The organism is Anaerotruncus sp. DFI.9.16 (assembly GCF_024461615.1).
Taxonomy (GTDB): domain Bacteria; phylum Bacillota; class Clostridia; order Oscillospirales; family Ruminococcaceae; genus Anaerotruncus; species Anaerotruncus massiliensis.
In genome coordinates, this window is record NZ_JANFZX010000058.1 from 1 (window position 1) to 17,147 (window position 17,147).

At 63.3% G+C, this 17,147-nt stretch carries 18 protein-coding genes; 14 read left to right on the forward strand and 4 right to left on the reverse strand.

What is annotated here, in order from left to right:
- Positions 1 to 283 precede the first annotated feature (283 nt).
- On the reverse strand, positions 284 to 505 hold the full coding sequence (locus tag NE609_RS14545; RefSeq protein WP_207726263.1) for an HPr family phosphocarrier protein: 222 nt from the start codon (positions 503 to 505) through the stop codon (positions 284 to 286).
- Between the two features lie 283 nt (positions 506 to 788).
- Here NE609_RS14545 and hrcA point away from each other — a divergent pair, with 283 nt between their 5' ends.
- From hrcA to NE609_RS14595, 10 genes are all read left to right on the forward strand, one after another.
- Positions 789 to 1,817 carry a heat-inducible transcriptional repressor HrcA gene (gene hrcA, locus NE609_RS14550; RefSeq protein ID WP_172439250.1) on the forward strand — a complete coding sequence of 343 codons (1,029 nt, stop codon included), beginning with the start codon at positions 789 to 791 and terminating at the stop codon, positions 1,815 to 1,817.
- Positions 1,818 to 1,845: 28 nt separating this feature from the next.
- A complete protein-coding gene (gene grpE, locus NE609_RS14555; RefSeq protein ID WP_101551760.1) occupies positions 1,846 to 2,379 on the forward strand; it encodes a nucleotide exchange factor GrpE in 534 nt (177 codons plus the stop codon).
- A 95-nt stretch (positions 2,380 to 2,474) separates the two neighbouring features.
- A complete protein-coding gene (gene dnaK / locus NE609_RS14560; protein WP_101551758.1) occupies positions 2,475 to 4,322 on the forward strand; it encodes a molecular chaperone DnaK in 1,848 nt (615 codons plus the stop codon).
- Between the two features lie 105 nt (positions 4,323 to 4,427).
- Positions 4,428 to 5,588, forward strand: coding sequence for a molecular chaperone DnaJ (gene dnaJ / locus NE609_RS14565; RefSeq protein WP_101551756.1), 1,161 nt, complete (start codon positions 4,428 to 4,430; stop codon positions 5,586 to 5,588).
- An 84-nt stretch (positions 5,589 to 5,672) separates the two neighbouring features.
- Entirely contained in the window at positions 5,673 to 6,593 is a 921-nt protein-coding gene (gene prmA, locus NE609_RS14570; protein ID WP_256152913.1) for a 50S ribosomal protein L11 methyltransferase, read from the forward strand.
- 4 nt (positions 6,594 to 6,597) lie between these two features.
- Positions 6,598 to 7,323, forward strand: coding sequence for a 16S rRNA (uracil(1498)-N(3))-methyltransferase (locus NE609_RS14575; protein WP_256152914.1), 726 nt, complete (start codon positions 6,598 to 6,600; stop codon positions 7,321 to 7,323).
- A 357-nt stretch (positions 7,324 to 7,680) separates the two neighbouring features.
- A complete protein-coding gene (locus NE609_RS14580) occupies positions 7,681 to 8,424 on the forward strand; it encodes a M15 family metallopeptidase (RefSeq protein ID WP_256152915.1) in 744 nt (247 codons plus the stop codon).
- On the forward strand, positions 8,414 to 8,965 hold the full coding sequence (locus tag NE609_RS14585) for a hypothetical protein (RefSeq protein ID WP_256152916.1): 552 nt from the start codon (positions 8,414 to 8,416) through the stop codon (positions 8,963 to 8,965). Before NE609_RS14580 ends, NE609_RS14585 begins: the two co-directional genes overlap by 11 nt.
- Positions 8,966 to 9,075: 110 nt before the next feature.
- Positions 9,076 to 10,404 carry a glycosyltransferase 87 family protein gene (locus NE609_RS14590; protein WP_256152917.1) on the forward strand — a complete coding sequence of 443 codons (1,329 nt, stop codon included), beginning with the start codon at positions 9,076 to 9,078 and terminating at the stop codon, positions 10,402 to 10,404.
- Positions 10,405 to 10,457: 53 nt separating this feature from the next.
- A complete protein-coding gene (locus tag NE609_RS14595) occupies positions 10,458 to 11,027 on the forward strand; it encodes a zinc dependent phospholipase C family protein (RefSeq protein ID WP_101551744.1) in 570 nt (189 codons plus the stop codon).
- Between the two features lie 80 nt (positions 11,028 to 11,107).
- Here the strand turns inward: NE609_RS14595 and NE609_RS14600 are convergent, their stop codons facing one another.
- Positions 11,108 to 12,292 (reverse strand): amidohydrolase family protein, encoded by a 1,185-nt coding sequence (locus tag NE609_RS14600; RefSeq protein WP_256152918.1) that lies wholly within the window; start codon positions 12,290 to 12,292, stop codon positions 11,108 to 11,110.
- 405 nt (positions 12,293 to 12,697) lie between these two features.
- Between NE609_RS14600 and NE609_RS14605 the strand changes: the two genes are divergently transcribed.
- The 4 genes from NE609_RS14605 (at position 12,698) to NE609_RS14620 (ending at position 15,512) form a co-directional block, all read left to right on the forward strand.
- Complete coding sequence (locus NE609_RS14605; RefSeq protein ID WP_101551741.1) at positions 12,698 to 13,405, forward strand: DUF5058 family protein; 708 nt, start codon at positions 12,698 to 12,700, stop codon at positions 13,403 to 13,405.
- 4 nt (positions 13,406 to 13,409) lie between these two features.
- Entirely contained in the window at positions 13,410 to 14,114 is a 705-nt protein-coding gene (locus NE609_RS14610) for a hypothetical protein (RefSeq protein ID WP_101551739.1), read from the forward strand.
- A gap of 67 nt (positions 14,115 to 14,181) precedes the next feature.
- Positions 14,182 to 14,823 carry a YitT family protein gene (locus tag NE609_RS14615; RefSeq protein WP_121586860.1) on the forward strand — a complete coding sequence of 214 codons (642 nt, stop codon included), beginning with the start codon at positions 14,182 to 14,184 and terminating at the stop codon, positions 14,821 to 14,823.
- 107 nt (positions 14,824 to 14,930) lie between these two features.
- Positions 14,931 to 15,512: a TetR/AcrR family transcriptional regulator gene (locus NE609_RS14620; RefSeq protein WP_256152919.1), complete on the forward strand. Its 582-nt coding sequence runs from the start codon at positions 14,931 to 14,933 to the stop codon at positions 15,510 to 15,512.
- Between the two features lie 135 nt (positions 15,513 to 15,647).
- On the opposite strand, the gene NE609_RS14625 is transcribed toward NE609_RS14620, so the two are convergent.
- Together NE609_RS14625 and NE609_RS14630 are read right to left on the reverse strand one after the other, a co-directional pair.
- A complete protein-coding gene (locus NE609_RS14625; RefSeq protein WP_101551733.1) occupies positions 15,648 to 16,376 on the reverse strand; it encodes an amino acid ABC transporter ATP-binding protein in 729 nt (242 codons plus the stop codon).
- Positions 16,357 to 17,147: amino acid ABC transporter permease (locus tag NE609_RS14630; RefSeq protein WP_370867173.1), on the reverse strand; the 791-nt coding region annotated here is incomplete at its 5' end. The genes NE609_RS14630 and NE609_RS14625, both read right to left, overlap by 20 nt.

The following is a 17,147-nucleotide window of genomic DNA, read 5'->3' on the forward strand; positions in this document are numbered from 1 at the left end:
CGCTTCATGAGCGGATAATCTAAAACCGCCGTCGGCCGGCCACCGACAAGCTCCGCCGCTAGTTGAGCGGCAAGCCTAAGCCCACGCCGGGGCGGGACCCGGCGACTCGGCCGCTTCATAAGCGGTTGATCCAAGGCCGTCGTCGGTCGGCCGCCGACATGCTGCGCGCTCGGCGGTAAACAAATAGCGGCCGCCAAAGGCGGCCGCTTTATCGCGGGATGCATTTATCGGGCGGGGGAACGCGGGGAGGACCGCCGGCCCTCGTCCGTGAGGCGGGGATACCTTAGACCGCCCACTTTTCGATCTGCTTGATGAAGTGGCTGTCCTCGGTGACGACCTTGACGGGCTTGTTGTAGTCGAGCGCCATCAGTCCGAGAATCGATTTCGCGTCCGCGATCTTGCCGTCGGTGGTGTGCACGCCGATGTCCTCGGACGACTGCATGGCGAGATACATGAACTGGCGGAGGTCCTCCGCGGAGTGAAGCATAACGTCTTTGATGATCATGATAAAACCTCCTTATGTTGTCGGTTGTGAAATGATTGATTCTCTCTCTGTCCCTATTAAACTACAAAATGGAAGCAATGTCAATATGTACAATGAATTTTTTAAAGTTTGTACATAATTTACATAATTAGCATTCAACTATATAGAGTGCTAGAAATTCTGTAAACATTTCGTGAATTCCCTTGACTTTGCAGAAAAGTGTGGTACATTATAGTTGTTGGCACTCGTAAATAATGAGTGCTAAAGAGCCCTTCGCCGGGAACGGGAATGTGAGGTGGGAACGGTGAAGCTCGACATTCGAAAACTGAAGGTCCTGACGGCCATCGTCGAAACCTATATCGAGACGGGGGAGCCCGTCGGATCCAAGACGGTCGCCCGGAAGCTTGACTTCCAGGTGTCCTCCGCCACCATCCGCAACGATATGGCGGCGCTCTTCGACATGGGGCTGCTCGAACAGCCCCACACCTCGGCGGGGCGGGTGCCCTCCCATCTGGGCTACCGCATCTACGTCGACCAACTCATGCACTGCCAGCCCCTCTCGGAGGAGGAGCAGCGCGAGATCGACGCGCTCTTCAACGTGCGCGACCCCGATCCCGACAGGCTCCTGGAGGACGCGGCCGAGGCCCTCGCCGACTACACCAAGTGCGCGACCGTCTCGACCACCATCACCCCCAAGACGGTGCAGGTCAAGCGGGTCGAGATCGTCCCTGCGGGCGCGCGGACCGTCGTCGTGCTGGTCATCGCGACCAACGGCGTCATCAAAAACAAGGTCTGCCGCGTCGACTTCGGGCTGACCACCGAGATCGTCGAATTTCTCAACCAGTTCTGCAACGGCCGCCTGGTCGGCAAATCGGTTTCGGACATCTCCCAGTGGTACATCAACTCGATCGCCGTGACCCTCGGCGACTACTCCACCCTCTTCGTCCCGGTGCTCGCCACCGTGTACGAGCTCTGCCGCGAGATCAACGAGGGGCAGTTTTACACCTCCGGCAGCGTCAACCTGCTGGGCTACAAGGAGTTCTCCGACATCGCCCGCGACCTGCTGCTGACGATGAACAACCGTGAACAGCTCCTCGGGGTGCTCGCCTCCAAAAGCGACGCGGTCTTTATCACGATCGGCAAGGAGAACCCCCAGAGCGAGCTGGCGGACACCTCGGTGGTTGTCACGCGCTACAAGATCGGCGAGCAGAATTCGGGCGCGATCGGCGTGATCGGGCCGGTGCGCATGGATTACGCGAAGATCATCCCGCACATCGAGTATTTCTCCAAAACGCTGGGAAAGCTCCTTGCGGAGACGTTTGAGCAGGAATAACAATAACAGAGATAGGTTGTGAGCAGATTTGGCAGAAGAGACGAAGGACACGGCTCCGCAGGCGGAGCCGCAGGAGCGGGAGGAGGCCCCCGCGCAGGAGGCTGAACAGACCGCCCCCGAAAAGAGCGAGGCCGAACTCCTCAGGGAGCAGGTCGATTCCCTGAACGACAAGCTGCTGCGCACGATGGCGGAATACGACAACTTCCGCAAGCGGAGCGTCCGGGAGAAGGAAGCGATCTACCCGCAGGCCACCGCCGCCGCGGTCGCGCAGTTTTTGCCGGTCGTGGACACGATCGAGCGGGCGCTCGCGGCGCCCTGCACCGACGCCGAATTCAAAAAGGGCGTCGAGATGATCCTGCAAAACTTTAAGGACGTTTTCGCCAAGCTCGGCGTCGAGGAGTTCGGCGCGGCGGGCGACGTCTTCAGCCCCGACTTCCACAACGCGGTCATGCATGTGGAGGATGAGGACGCCGAGGCGGGCGTCATCGTCGAGGTGTTCCAGAAGGGCTACAAGCTCGGGGACCGGATCATCCGGCACGCGATGGTCAAGGTCGCCAACTGACGGCGCAAATCAGGTTCAGACGATTCCGCGGCAGAGCCGCGAAACGATATCCCTTTCGTAAAAATTAAGTTTAATAGATCTGGAGGGCTTTTATTATGGGAAAAATCATCGGTATCGACTTAGGTACGACAAATAGCTGCGTGGCGGTCATGGAGGGCGGCGAGCCCGTCGTCATCGCCAACGCGGAAGGCGCGCGCACGACCCCGTCGGTCGTCGCGTTCTCTAAGACGGGCGAGCGCATGGTGGGCCAGGTGGCCAAGCGCCAGGCGATCACCAACCCCGACCGCACGATCTCCTCGATCAAGCGGCATATGGGTTCCAGCTACAAGGTCACGATCGACAGCAAGAACTACACCCCGCAGGAGATTTCCGCGATGGTCCTGCAGAAGCTGCGCGACGACGCGGAAGCCTACCTCGGCGAAAAGGTCACCGAGGCGGTCATCACCGTGCCCGCCTACTTCTCCGACGCGCAGCGCCAGGCCACCAAGGACGCCGGACGCATCGCCGGCCTCGACGTCAAGCGGATCATCAACGAGCCGACGGCGGCCGCGCTGGCCTACGGCATCGACAAGGAGCAGGACCAGAAGGTCATGGTCTACGACCTCGGCGGCGGTACCTTCGACGTCTCGATCATCGAGATGGGCGACGGCGTCCAGGAGGTCCTCGCCACCAACGGCAACACCCGCCTGGGCGGCGACGACTTCGACGAGCGGATCATCAACTACCTGGCGGACGAGTTCAAGAAGGACTCCGGCATCGACCTGCGCGGCGACAAGATGGCCATGCAGCGCCTGAAAGAGGCCGCCGAGAAGGCGAAGATCGAGCTTTCCGGCATGACGCAGGCGAACATCAACCTGCCCTTCATCACCGCCGACGCGACCGGGCCGAAGCACCTCGACGTCACGCTGACCCGCGCGAAGTTCAATGAGATGACCGCCGACCTCGTCGAAAAGACGATGGAGCCGGTGCGCAAGGCGATGGCCGACTCAGGCCTCAAGGTCTCCGACCTCGACAAGGTGCTGCTCGTCGGCGGTTCCACCCGCATCCCCGCCGTGCAGGACGCGGTTAAGGCGTTCTGCGGCAAGGATCCCTTCAAGGGCATCAACCCGGACGAGTGCGTCGCGGTCGGCGCGGCCATCCAGGGCGGCGTGCTCGGCGGCGACGTGAAGGGGCTCCTGCTCCTCGATGTCACCCCGCTCTCCCTCGGCATTGAGACGCTCGGCGGTGTCTGCACCAAGATCATCGAGCGCAACACCACCATCCCGACCAAGAAGAGCCAGATCTTCTCCACCGCCGCCGACGGCCAGACCTCGGTCGAGGTCCATGTGCTCCAGGGCGAGCGCGAGATGGCCCGCGACAACAAGACGCTGGGCATGTTCCGGCTCGACGGCATCCCGGCCGCGCCGCGCGGCGTGCCGCAGATCGAGGTCACCTTCGACATCGACGCGAACGGCATCGTCCACGTCACCGCGAAGGACCTCGGCACCGGCAAGGAGCAGAACGTCACGATCACCGCGTCGACCAACATGTCCAAGGACGACATCGACAAGGCGGTCAAGGAGGCGGAGCAGTTCGCCGAGGAGGACAAGAAGCGCCGCGAGGAGATTGACGTGCGCAACGCCGCCGACCAGATGGTCTACCAGTCCGAAAAGGCGCTGACCGACCTGGGCGACAAGGTGTCCGCCGACGAGAAGAGCCGCGTCCAGCAGAAGATCGACGCCCTTAAAGAGGCGCTCAAGGGCACGAACGTCGACGACATCAAGCAGAAGCAGGAGGATTTGCAGAAGGATTTCTACGAGATGTCCTCCAAGATGTACCAGCAGGCGCAGCAGAGCGCCGGCCCCGAGGCGGGCGCGCAGCAGGATGACGGCGGCGCCTCCGCCGGCGGCGGGGACTATGTCGACGCCGACTACCGCGAGGTTGACGAGGACGACAAAAAATAATACAATGGAAAAAGTCTGCGGCAAGGCGGGGGGCGGGGCCTCTCGCCTTGCCGCGTGAAACAGCCGTTCCGGTGACATGGGAGCGGAAAGCAGAGGTGAGGGCAATTGGCTGATAAACGGGATTATTACGATGTACTGGGCGTCTCGAAGGACGCCTCCGCGGACGACCTCAAAAAGGCGTACCGCAAGCTCGCCAAACAGTACCATCCCGATATGAACCCGGGGGACAAGACCGCCGAGGCCAAATTCAAGGAGGTCAACGAGGCCTACGAGGTGCTCAGCGACTCCACCAAGCGCCAGCGGTACGACCAGTTCGGCCACGCGGGCGTCGACCCGAGCTACGGCGCGGGCGCCGGGGCGGGCGGCTTCGGAGGGGGCTTCGGCGGCTTCGACGTCGGGGACATCTTCGAGAGCTTCTTCGGCGGCGGATTCGGCGGATTCGGCGGCGGCTCCTCCCGGCCGCGCAACCCCAACGCCCCGATCCGCGGCAACGACATCAACGTGACGGTCGGCCTCTCCTTCATGGAGGCGGCCAAGGGCTGCAAGCAGCAGATCACGGTCCAGCGGCTTGAAAAATGCGAGACCTGCGGCGGCTCCGGCGCCAAAAAGGGCACCTCCCCCGAGACCTGCCCCGAGTGCGGCGGCACCGGTCAGGTGAAGGTCCAGCAGCGCACCCCCATCGGCGTCATCCAGACCACCCGCACCTGCACCAAGTGCTCGGGCAAGGGCAAGATTGTCAAGGAGCCGTGCGGCGACTGCCGCGGCATGGGCCGCGTGCGCCACACCCGCACGCTGGAGGTCTCCGTCCCCGCCGGCATCGACGACGGGCAGACCTTCGTGCTGCGCGGGCAGGGTGACGAGGGGCTCAACGGCGGGCCGTCGGGCGACGTGAACATCATGGTCACGCTGCGCCCGGACACTCTCTTCGAGCGCGACGGCTTCGACGTGTGGTGCGACATCCCGATCACCTTCACCCAGGCGGTGCTCGGGGACGAGATTGTCGTGCCCACCATCGACGGCAAGGTCAAGTACAACGTCCCCGAGGGCACCCAGTCGGGCACCGTCTTCCGCCTGCGCAACAAGGGCATCCCCTACGTGAACGGGCGCGGGCGCGGCGACCAGTACGTCAAGGTCAACATCGAGGTCCCGCGCAACCTGAACGCCAAGCAGAAGGACGCGCTTAAAAAGTTCGAGGACCTGTCGAGCGACCGCAACTATGAAAAGCGCAAGAGCTTTTTCGACAAGCTCAAGGACGCGATGAAATAAGAATTGTTTACAAAACCGCCCTTTCTATGGGGGCGGTTTTGTTGTATAATTAAGCATTAGCGTACTAGGACAAGGAGGAGCGGCATGCAGTACAGTGAAGTGAAACTGAAGGTGCCCGTCGAGCGCATCGAAATCGCCGAGGCGGTCGCCAACATGGTGGTGCCCTACGGCATCTATATCGAGGACTACAGCGACATCGAGGAGCTCGCCCCGCAGATCGCGCACGTCGACCTGATCGAGCAGGAGCTTCTGGAGCGCGACCGCACCCACGCGGTCATCCACCTCTACATCTCTCCCGGCGAGAGCCCGCTCGAGGCGGTCTCCTACCTGCGGGAGCGGCTGGAGGCGGAGGGGGTCCCTTTCTCGGTCGAGACGGACAAGGTCGACGAGGAGGACTGGGCCACCGCCTGGAAGAAATATTACTTCCCCACCAGGGTGGGGGAGCGGCTGGTCGTCTGCCCCTCGTGGGAGGACTACGCGCCGGCGCCCGGCGAGGTCGTGCTCACGATGGACCCCGGCATGGCGTTCGGCACCGGCACCCACGATACGACGCGGCTGTGCATGCAGCTGCTCGAAAAATACGCGGCGCCCGGCGTGAAGCTGCTTGACGTCGGCACCGGCAGCGGCATCCTCGCCGTGGCGGCGCTGCTGCTCGGCGCGGATTCGGCCGTCGGCGTGGACATCGACGAGGTGGCCGTGCGGGTCGCGAAGGAAAACGCCGCCGCCAACGGCGTCGGGGACCGGGCGGCCTTTTTGGCGGGCGACCTCGCGGACAGGGTGGACGGGCGGTTCGCGGTCGTGACCGCGAACATCGTCGCGGACATCATCCTGCGCCTCATCCCCGACCTCGGGCGGTTCCTCGAGCCGGACGGCGTGTTCATCGCGTCGGGCATCATCGACACGCGGGAGGCGGACGTCGTGTCCGCCCTCGAAGGGGCGGGCTACCGCCTCGCCGACCGGCGCGAATCGGGCGGCTGGGTCGCGCTGGCCGCCGTGAGGGGGTAGCGGAATGCCCCGGTTTTTTACCGGCGAGGTGGACGGGCGGTCCGCTGTCATCACCGGCGAGGACGCGCGCCACATCGCGCTCTCCCTGCGCATGAAGCCCGGCGAGCCGCTCACCGTCTGCGACAGCGCCGGGCACGACTACCAGTGCGTCGTCGAGGCGGTCGATCCCGGGCGGGTGGACCTGCGGGTGGAGGCGGTCGCCCCCTCCGCCGGGGAGCCGGGGGTGGAGATCACCCTCTATCAGGCGCTGCCCAAGGGGGATAAGCTCGAAATGATCGTGCAGAAGGCGGTCGAGCTCGGCGTCGGGCGGATCGTGCCCGTGCTGACCCGCCGGTGCGTCTCCCGGCCCGATGAAAAGTCGATGAAAAAAAAGCTTGAACGTCTCAACCGCATCGCGCTCGAGGCCGCCAAGCAGTGCGGCCGCGGCCGGGTGCCGCCCGTCGAACCGCTTGTCGGCTTCGGAGAGGCGGTCGCGCGCATGAAGGAATCGCCGCTGGGCATCTTTTTCTATGAGAACGCGGACGAGAGCCTGAAAAGCGCGCTCTCCCGCCGGCTCGGCGGGGAGGTTTCGATTATGGTCGGCAGCGAGGGCGGCTTCGAGCCCTCCGAGGCGGCTTTCGCCGCCGAAAACGGCCTGCTCACCCTTTCGCTCGGCAGCCGCATCCTGCGCTGCGAGACCGCGCCCCTTGCCGCCATCACCGCCATCCTTTATGAGGCGGGGGATATTTGAGACGGACGCGGCAGATACTACCAGGGGAAACTTTTGAAAAAGTTTCCCCTGGACCCCTTCAAAACGTTGGGCTCAGGCGCGGCGTGGACAACCGCCGCAGGCGCGCCCCGTGAGACGCAGCCGGGGCATGGGCCTGCAACCTTTGAAAAAGTTTCCCCCGGACCCCTTCAAAACGTTGGATTCAGGCGCGGCGCGGATAATCGCCGCAGGCGCGCCCCGTGAGGTGTGCGAAAGACGCGGGCGGAGATATCTAGAACAATTCTTCCTGCGCCCCGTCCAAACGTTGAGTTCAGGCGGGGAACGGGTGCCCGCCGCGGGACGGCGCCGGAACATACGAACAGGCATGGGAGGCATAGAATGAAACGATTATGGAAAACCGGGACGGCGCTTTTACTGGCGGCGCTGCTGATTTTGAGCGGCTGCACCGCGCGCGGTCCCGCGCCGGAAGAGAGCGTTTCATCCGCTCCGGAAGAGGAGGACGCCATGCCGGAACCCACGATGATCCCCCGCGAAGAGGTGGGCGAATTGGAGAACCTGCTGCTTGTGAACGCGGAAAACCCCGTCCCGGACGACTACACGCCCGAACTCTATCCGGTGAGCGGCACTTACCAGATGGATGCGGATGCGGCGGGCTCGATGCTGTGGATGCTCTACGACGCGGCCGCGCAGGGGGTCGACCTGATGGTCGTCTCCGCCTACCGGGGGACCGAGCGCCAGCGGCAGAATTTCAACAACAAGGTGCAGGAGTATATCTCGCTGGGCCTGAGCGAGGAGGAGGCGGTCGAGGTGACCTCCCAGTGGATCGCCCCTCCCGGCACGAGCGAGCATGAGACGGGGCTGGCGGCCGACATCGTGACCCCCGGCTACCAGATGCTCAACCACGGCTTTGCCGAAACGCAGGCCGCCAAATGGCTCGCGGCGCACGCGCCCGAGTACGGGTTCATCCTGCGTTACCCGGAGGACAAGACGGAGATCACCGGGATCACCTACGAGCCGTGGCATTTCCGGTATGTTGGAAAGCACGCGGCGCGGGAGATCACCGAACGCGGCGTCTCGCTGGAGGAATATCTCGGAGTGGCGGGGGAGACGTATGCTGAGTAAGGAGAAGGTCGCGCACAGGCTGTCCCGCATGCTGGGCGGCGGGCGGAGCCGCGCCGCAGCCGCGGCGGTGGCTTTCGCGGCGCTGGCCGCCGTCGTGGCCGCGGGGATGCTGCTTGCCTCCCGCGCGGCGGATATGCGCGGGGAGCTCATGCGCAGCAGCCTCGTCGCGGCGATCGCAACGCCCGGCGAGGAGGGGCGGCTTTCGCAGATTTTAGGCGACCCCGAGAAATCCGAGCTGCTCATGAAGTATATCAATTCGATGGCCGGGGTCGTGACCAACATGGAGGTCTCCCCGCGCCGGCACCTCTCCCAGTTTTCCGCGCTGCTCGACGCGGCGGAGGACGCGGGCGCGACGATTTTGGATTTCGACTGCGACGCGGGCGGACGGGTGCTGACCGTCTCCTGCACAGCCCCGGACGGGAAATCCGCCGGGGCGTTCGCGCAGCTGTTGCGGGAAAACGGATATTTTTCGCGGGTGGAACGCAAGGAACCGCCCGCAGGGGATGAGCAAAACTTCCTAATTGACTGCTATTTTTCGTAGGGAATTTATACAAAACGACGGAAATGTGGAAAGTTTACAAAATTTTCACACCTTCAACAGACAGTTTTGGCGCGATATGATAAAATTTTGATTGCAATGGAAGTAAACTGATGGATGAAAAAAGACTGGGCGCTTCCTTTTGCCCCTCACGCGGGCAGATTCGCTGGTTTTTGACCGTGCTGGTGGCGTTCGCCGCGCTGGTGCGGCTGATGGTCGCCTATATCACCGTGCACTATTTCGACCTGAGCTTCTATGTGGACTGGTCGACCGGAGTGGCAAACGACTTCTTCGGCGCTTATAACAATATAGGGAACCTTGACTATCCGCCCCTTTTTCTCTTCCCCCTCTTCCTGACGGGGAAGCTGCTCGGGATCGGCGCGGTGCGCGCCTTCGACCCCTATATGATGCTCGCCCTCAAGGGGTGGCAGGTGCTGTTCGACCTCGCGTGCATCCCGCTCCTCTACCGTGTGCTGCGGCGGGAGGGGCAGCTCGTGGGGCTGGCCGGCGCCGCGATCTGGGCGGTCAATCCCGCCGGGATCCTCAACTCCTCCTACTGGGGGCAGACGGACAGCATCATGATCTTTTTGGTGGTGCTCGCCTTCCTGCTGCTCGAGGAGGGAAGGCCCGTCTGGTCGGGCGCCGTCATGGCGCTGGCCTGCCTGATGAAGTTCCAGTCCCTTTACTTCGCGCCCGTCTACGCGGTCGCGCTGCTCACCTCCTATCCGCCCAGACGGATTTTCCGGACCGTGGCGGCGGGAGCGGGCACGGTGCTCGCGGTCTTCCTGCCCTTCATGGCGCGTTCGGGCTGGGCGCTGCCGCTGGAGATCTACTTCGGCGGCTTCGGCCAGTACCAGGGGGCCAGCCTCAACGCCTTCAACTTCTATTCGTCGGCGGGGCTCAATTATAAGCATTTCAGCACGAAAATCCTCGGTCTGATCCAGGCGGACCACCTTTCAACCCTGCTTTTGGCCGCGGCTCTGGCGCTGCTTGTGGCCGTGTGGTTCACGGCCACCGAAAAGAGCGTCTGGCTGATGGGGTTCCTCTTCATGCAGACCGTCTTCATGTTCACGACCCGCATGCACGAGCGTTACCAGATCCCCGTGCTTGTGATGGCGCTCATCGCGGCGGCGCGGCACCGCAGCCGCGGGATGTTCGCCTCGTTCGGGGCGCTGGCGGTCATGGTGTTCCTCAACCAGTTCCTGGTATTGCAGCAGATCTTCGCGGCCGACAAGCAGGCCGGGTGGATCGCCCACTACGACGCGGTCGTCGTCGCGCTCTCCCATGTGAATCTGCTGCTCTACTTCGCGACGGCCTGGGTTGCGCTGCGCGTCTGTTACCGGCGCGGCCATTACGGCTTCGCGCGCTCCTTCCGGGCGATGCTGCCCGAACGGTGGCGCGGGTCGCCGCCAGGACCGAACCCGCAGCGCGGCGCGCCTTGACGCCTTGCAGATAAAGGGCCTACGGGCCCAATAACCAGAAAGCGGTGTTTCCAATGAACCTATTTTCGCACATCACGATGGGCAGGTACCTCTACACCTACTTCACCGAAAATCTCGGCGTGGAGCTCGACAAGGGGAGCTTTGTGAGGTGGAACGTCCTGCCCGATATTGCGCCGAGCCTGCTCAAGCTCTCGCATTTTAAAAAGGACATTTACGACCTTGTGATGGCGCGCGCGGAACACCTGTCAAAGGAAGGCGACAACATGTCGGTGGAGGAATACAGCAAGCAGCTGGGCATCCTCTGCCACTTCATGTCCGACTTCTTCTGCTACGCCCATTCCGAATCGTTCGACGGCAGCAAGGCCGGCCACTTCAAATATGAAGTCCTCATGCAGTTCTACGGCTACCGACGCCGCAGCATGCTGCACGCGGTCGACCTCATCTCCAACGCGGCGGAAATCGACCACAGCACCGCGCTCTACGAGCAGATCAACGAGCTGCACGAGCAGTACTCCCAGCTCGCCCCCTCCTACGGCGTGGATTTTGTCTTTTCGCTGACCGCCTGCGTGGACCTGCTGATGGGGATGCTCGGCGCGAAAACGCCGGCGATTGCCGCGGCGTGAGCCCGGCGCGGAAATAACGTGATGAAAGGGCCCCGGTGCGTAAGCACCGGGGCCCTTTTTTGCCGTTCCCGGGGAACTCCTCAGCCGACGTGGACGCCGCCCTTGAAGACGTGCGCGCGGGGCTTGCCCATGACGGAGATGTCCTCGTCCGGGTTGCCGTCGATCACCACGAGGTCGGCGTATTTGCCGATCCTGACCGAGCCGGTCATGTCGGCCGCGCCGGCGATCTCCGCGCTGTTGATCGTGGCCTGGCGCAGCAGGTCGATGTTGGAGATGCCGATCAGGTCGCGGCGGACCAGGAATTCCTGCGCGGGGTTCTCCACGTAGGAGCCCATGTCCAGGTCGGTGCCCCAGCCGAACTGGAGTCCCGCCTTGTAGGCGGTCCGCAGGCTCTGCTGGAGCAGGGGGAGGTAGGTCTTGGCCTTGAGGGCGCGCCAGTCGTTCGAGTCGGCCTTGCTCAGGTCGATGAGGAACTGGAAGATGCCGATCGTCGGGACGAGGAAGGTGTCCTTCGAGCCGACGAGCATGTCGACGCCCTCCTCGTCGATGAGGGTGGCGTGCTCGATCGTGTGTACGCCCGCGCGGATGCTCATTTTGATGCCCTCGGTGCCGTGGCAGTGGACGGCCACGTATTTGTCGCGGGCCGCCGCGGTGTCGACCACCGTACGCAGCTCCTCCTCTGTCGTGATCAGGTTGCCCGGCACGCTGCCCTCGTTGAGGAAGGCGCCCGACACCATGTATTTGACGAAGTCGCACCCGTGCGCGATCTCCTCGCGCACCGCGCCGATGACCGCCTCTCGCCCGTCCGCCTCGTTGTACATGAGGCTGAAGGCGTCGTTGCCCGCGTCCTTGGGGGAGATCATCAGCCCCGCGCTGTAGATGCGCGGGCCGGTGATCTGGCCCTTCTGCACCGCGTTGCGCACGGCGATGGCGCAGCGGCTGTTACTGCCCATGTCGCGCACGGTGGTGTAGCCGAGCTTCAGATAGGTATTGGCGTATTCGCAGGTGTCGAAGCAGGAGGTGCCGAAATCCTTGAGCTGGTTCTCCATCAGGTTGCCCGAGAGGGAGTGCAGGTGGGTGTGCAGGTCGAAGAGGCCGGGCAGAACGGTTTTGCCCGCCACGTCGAGGACGGGCGCGTCCTCGTAGCTTCCGCCCGCCGGACGGATGTCCGCGATGAGCTCCCCGTCGAGGACGATGTCGGCGGCGGGCAGGTCGTATCCTTCGGTAAGCGCCGGGATCAGGCGGCAGTTTTTCAGTACCAGCATGAGAATCCTTCTTTCTGTTTGCGTTGTGCACCGGCGGGGAAACAAAAAAAGCCCAAACGGAATACGCATCGGCCGCTCGGCCCATGCGGAGGATTCCTGTCCGGCTTTGTTGTTCGGCTGCCCCTGGGGGGCTGTTGATGTCCATTATAGGAACCCCGGGCGCAAAAGTCAAGGCGGGGGATGAATTTTCCGGAAAAACGCGGCGGGCTCTTGACAAATCGCTTTAAATTCGCTATGATTTAACACGTTAAAGCAAAAACAAACTATAGTCTGTACCGATAACGGGGGACGGTTTGATTTTGTTGTTCGGCAATCAGTAAGGGGGCGGTGGAACCGGCGGCCGGCCACAGAAAAAGCGGCCGCCAGAGGTGTTTTTCGGATCAAAAGAATTGAGGAGCGGTAAAAATGAGCGATTATCTGTCGATAGCAAACAGCCCGATCATGTGGCTATCCTGCTTCCCGCTGGTGCTGCTGGTGCTCTGCCAGGCGGTTCTGTATACCCGCCGGGCGTTCGCCACCGCCGTCAAGATGGGAATCTCCAAGAGCGACTGCGTCAAGGCCTTCCGCGCCGGGATGATCTCGGCCATCGGGCCGTCCGTCGCGGTCTTCATCATGATGGTGGGACTCATGTCCGCCGTCGGGTCGCCCGTTTCGTGGATGCGGCTTTCCGTCATGGGCGCTGCCGCGGGCGAAATGATCAATGCCGGCCTCGGCGCGCAGGCCGTGGGCAGCGCGCTGGGCGCCGCCGACTTCGGCATCCGCGCCTACGCCGCCGCCCTGTGGGGGATGAGCCTCTTCTCGGTGGCCTGGATCGTCGTGCTGGTCTTTATCCCGCAGATGAACAAGGTGCAGGTCAAGGTCGAAAAATACGACAAAAACCTCATGACCCTGATCAGCACGGCCAGCATGCTGGGCATCATGTCCTACATGACGATGGAAAACTGCCTGACCGGGCTGCCGATGATCGTCGCCTGCGTGAGCGCGTCGCTCTGCATGGTGGGGCTCTCCAGGACGGTGAAAAAGCTGCCCTGGCTGCGGGAGTACCACATGGGCATCGCCATGATCGTGGGCATCGTCTGCGCGCCGGTCTGCGCCTGGCTGATTGGAGGTTGAGGAGATGAAAAGTGCAGTGACTGAATCGAATTTCAAGGGCATGTCGGACGACCAGTTCACAAGGGAGTTTGGAAAGCCCTCCATCCGCATCGGGAGCATCACGCTGATCATCGGGTTCGTGCTGGCGTTCGTGCCCGCGTTCACCCTCTGGCTGGTGTACGGCGTCGTGCCCACCCCCGCCGAGATCGCGATCATCTTTACGCTCGTCGTCTCCTCCGGGTTCGCCTGGATGGTGGTCGAGCCGATCTCCTACTACGGCGTGCTCGGCGCGGCGGGCAGCTACATGGCCTTTTTGAGCGGCAACATCAGCAACATGCGCCTGCCCTGCGCGATGGTCGCGCAGGAGGTCACCGGCGTAAAGCCGGGCACCAAGGAGGGCGAGCTCATGGCGACGATCGGCATTGCGGGCTCGATCGTCACCAACCTGATCTTCGTCACCCTCGGCGCGATCGGCGGGACCCTGCTGCTCGGCGCGCTGCCCGCGTCGGTCAAGGACGCGTTCAAGTACGTGCCCGCCTCGATCTTCGCGATCATGTTCACCAACTTCATGCTCAAGCGCCCCGACCTGGGCGCCTTCGGCGTCATCTCCGCGCTGCTCATCCTGACGGTGGGTTCAATGTTCATCCCGCTGCCGTTGCAGATGCTGCTGAACGTCGTGCTGGTGGTCGCCGTCGGCATCCTGATCTACAGGAAGAAGAAAAAGATCTGAATCTCCCGCGCGTATCAGAACGTCCGGGGAGAGGGAGGCTGACAACATCAATATCACGGTAAAATCCATGTCCAAGCTGCTGGTGGGACTGCTACTCTACGCGGTGGGCATCGTCGTGTTCGCGCAGTCGGGCATCGGCATGGCCCCGTGGGACGTCCTGAGCGACGGCCTCTCCCACACGCTGGGCATCTCGCTGGGGGCCGCGGTGCTGGGCGTCTCGGTCGTGCTGCTGGCGGTCAACTGGCGGATGGGCATCCGCATCGGACTGGGGAACATCCTCGACCTGGTCATCACCGGCCCGATCGTCGACATCATCCAGGCGCATCATCTGATCCCCGCGGCCCAAAACCTTCCGCAGAAGCTGTTGATGGTGGCCTGTGGGCTCATGGTGCTCAACGTCGCCACCTACTTCTATGTGGGGGCGGGGCTCGGGGCCGGTCCCCGCGAGGGGCTCATGATCGGCATCGTCCGCCGGACGGGCTGGTCGGTGCGGTTCACCAAGAGCGGGCTCGAGCTCTCCGCCATTTTGGCGGGCACCCTGCTCGGCGGGCGGTTCGGCATCGCCACCGTCATCGTGGCGCTCGTCACCGGGCCGCTCATGAACCTCACCTTCGACCTCGTCCACTTCGACATCAAGTCAGTGCCGCAGGTCTACCTCGACGACCAGCTGCGCATCCTGCGGGAGCGCGGGGCCTGCCGGAAAAAGTAGCGGCGGGCGCGCGCCCTCTTTGGGGCGCGCGCCTTTTCCTTTCGGCGTCCCCCTTGCGCGCGGGCGGCGGTTGGTATAAAATGAAACCAGACGGGGAGGGAAGTCCGATGGCAAAGACGGAAGTCCGGGAACGCATCGCGGAGGCCGCGTGGCGGCTCTTCGACGAGAAGGGCTATGAAAACGTGTCGGTCGACGAGATCATCGCGGCGACCGGCACCTCCAAGGGCGCGTTCTACCACTATTTTTCCGCGAAGGACGAGTTGCTTTCGGCGCTGCCCGACAAGTTCGACAACGACTACGACGCGTGGGCGGCCCAGTGCCCGCCCGGTATGCCGAGCGCCGACCGCATCGTGGCGCTCTGCCGGTTCGTCTGCAAGAACATGGAGCTCAAGCTCAGCCGCCAGATCATCACCGAGATCTATTCCACCCAGCTTGTGACGCGGGGGCCGAAGTTTTTGACGAGTGAAAGCCGCCGGTACGTCAAGCTGCTCAACCAGTATGTCCACGAGGGGCAGGAGCGGGGGGAGATCACCGGCGCGATCGCCTGCACCGAGCTTTCCCAGATGCTCGACATCCAGCTGCGCGGGCTCATCTACGACTGGTGCCTGCGGGACGGCGCCTACAGCATGGAGGCGATGTGCGACAAGCTCATCGGCGCCTTCATGAGGGCGATGCGCCCTGGGGAATAGCGGGAAAAACAGGAGGGACCGGTACCCGTTGGGTACCGGTCCCGTTTTTTCCTGGGAAAAGAACCAAAAAGCGCTTCTCAGGACTAAGCCGCCGCCTTTGAAACGGCGGGCGAAACTTTTGGAGAGCGGCGGAAGCTACAGGACCTTGTTGAGGAAATCGATCGTGCGCTGCTCGCGCGGATGACCGAAGATCTCCTCGGGGGTGCCCTGCTCGACGATCACGCCGCCGTCCATGAAGATCACCCGGTCGGCGACCTCGCGGGCAAAGCCCATCTCGTGGGTGACGACCACCATCGTCATGCCCGCGTCGGCCAGCTGGCGCATGACCGCGAGCACCTCGCCGACCATCTCGGGGTCGAGCGCGGAGGTCGGCTCGTCGAAGAGCATGATGTCCGGGTCCATCGCCAGCGCGCGGGCGATCGCCACCCGCTGCTGCTGCCCGCCCGAGAGCTGCGCCGGGTAGGCGTCCGCCTTGTCCGCGAGGCCCACCCGCTCGAGCAGCTCGCGCGCCTTCTTTTCCGCGGCGGGCTTGTCGAGCTTTTTTCGGTCGAGCGGGGCCATCGTGATGTTCCCGGTCACCGTCAGGTGGGGGAAGAGGTTGAACTGCTGGAACACCATGCCGATGTTCTCGCGGATTTTGTTGAGGTCGGTCTTGCCGTCGGTGAGGAGGTATCCGTCCACCTCGACCTCTCCGCCCGTGGGCGTCTCGAGGAAGTTGAGGCAGCGCAGGAAGGTCGATTTGCCGGAGCCGGACGGCCCGATCATGCAGACGACCTCCCCCTCGCGCACCTCGAGGTCGATGCCCCGGAGCACCTCCAGCGAGCCGAAGTCCTTGCGGAGGCCCTTAACCCTTACCTTTGCCATTGTGGAGCCTCCTTTCGATCCGCTTGGAAATCTTGGACAGAATGAAGATGATGATGAAGTAGATCACCGCCACGGTCGCCCACACCTCGAAGGAGCGGAAGGTCCGCGCCACGATCAGGCTGCCGCTCTGCATGAGCTCGGGCAGGCCGATCGCGTAGAGGATCGAGGTGTCCTTGAGGGTGATGATGAACTGGTTGACCATCGAGGGGATGACGATCCGCACCGCCTGGGGCAGGATGACCTTGCGCATCGCGCGCCCGTAGGGGAGTCCGAGGCTGCGCGCGGCCTCCATCTGGCCGACGTTCACCGCCTGGATGCCGCCGCGGAAGATTTCCGACAGGTAGGCCCCCGCGTTGAGGGAGAGGGTGATGACGCCCGCCTGCACGGCGGTGAGACGGATGCCCAGGCCGTTCGGCACGCCGAAATAGATGAAGAAGGAGAGCACCATGACCGGCACGCCCCGCATGACGTCGATATAAATCTGGGAAATCCACTGGAGCGGCTTTTTGCCGGAGATCTGCAAAAGGCAGCAGAACAGGCCGAGCAGGGTGGCGATCAGCAGGGAGATGACCGTCACCTGCACGGTGCCGCCCAGCCCCTTGACCAGCATGGGGAACGACTCTTCCAACAGTTTCAGATAGCGCACGGCGATCGTCCTTTCATGGCAAGTGTGGACACGGCGTTTCGGCTCATCCTCCGCGCCGCGGGAGATCAGCCGGACCGCCGGGAAAACGCGGCTGTGCGGCGGGGCAAGCCCTGCCCCGCCGCACG

Bases quoted from the DNA above. Each gene is read 5' to 3' on its own strand.
- NE609_RS14610 (WP_101551739.1), top strand. From the start codon at position 13,410: ATGAAAAGTGCAGTGACTGAATCGAATTTCAAGGGCATGTCGGACGAC.
- NE609_RS14545 (WP_207726263.1), bottom strand. From the start codon at position 505: ATGATCATCAAAGACGTTATGCTTCACTCCGCGGAGGACCTCCGCCAG.
- dnaK (WP_101551758.1), top strand. From the start codon at position 2,475: ATGGGAAAAATCATCGGTATCGACTTAGGTACGACAAATAGCTGCGTG.
- NE609_RS14585 (WP_256152916.1), top strand. From the start codon at position 8,414: ATGCTGAGTAAGGAGAAGGTCGCGCACAGGCTGTCCCGCATGCTGGGC.
- NE609_RS14615 (WP_121586860.1), top strand. From the start codon at position 14,182: ATGTCCAAGCTGCTGGTGGGACTGCTACTCTACGCGGTGGGCATCGTC.
- NE609_RS14620 (WP_256152919.1), top strand. From the start codon at position 14,931: ATGGCAAAGACGGAAGTCCGGGAACGCATCGCGGAGGCCGCGTGGCGG.
- NE609_RS14605 (WP_101551741.1), top strand. From the start codon at position 12,698: ATGAGCGATTATCTGTCGATAGCAAACAGCCCGATCATGTGGCTATCC.
- prmA (WP_256152913.1), top strand. From the start codon at position 5,673: ATGCAGTACAGTGAAGTGAAACTGAAGGTGCCCGTCGAGCGCATCGAA.
- NE609_RS14575 (WP_256152914.1), top strand. From the start codon at position 6,598: ATGCCCCGGTTTTTTACCGGCGAGGTGGACGGGCGGTCCGCTGTCATC.
- NE609_RS14595 (WP_101551744.1), top strand. From the start codon at position 10,458: ATGAACCTATTTTCGCACATCACGATGGGCAGGTACCTCTACACCTAC.
- NE609_RS14625 (WP_101551733.1), bottom strand. From the start codon at position 16,376: ATGGCAAAGGTAAGGGTTAAGGGCCTCCGCAAGGACTTCGGCTCGCTG.
- NE609_RS14600 (WP_256152918.1), bottom strand. From the start codon at position 12,292: ATGCTGGTACTGAAAAACTGCCGCCTGATCCCGGCGCTTACCGAAGGA.
- NE609_RS14590 (WP_256152917.1), top strand. From the start codon at position 9,076: ATGGATGAAAAAAGACTGGGCGCTTCCTTTTGCCCCTCACGCGGGCAG.
- NE609_RS14580 (WP_256152915.1), top strand. From the start codon at position 7,681: ATGAAACGATTATGGAAAACCGGGACGGCGCTTTTACTGGCGGCGCTG.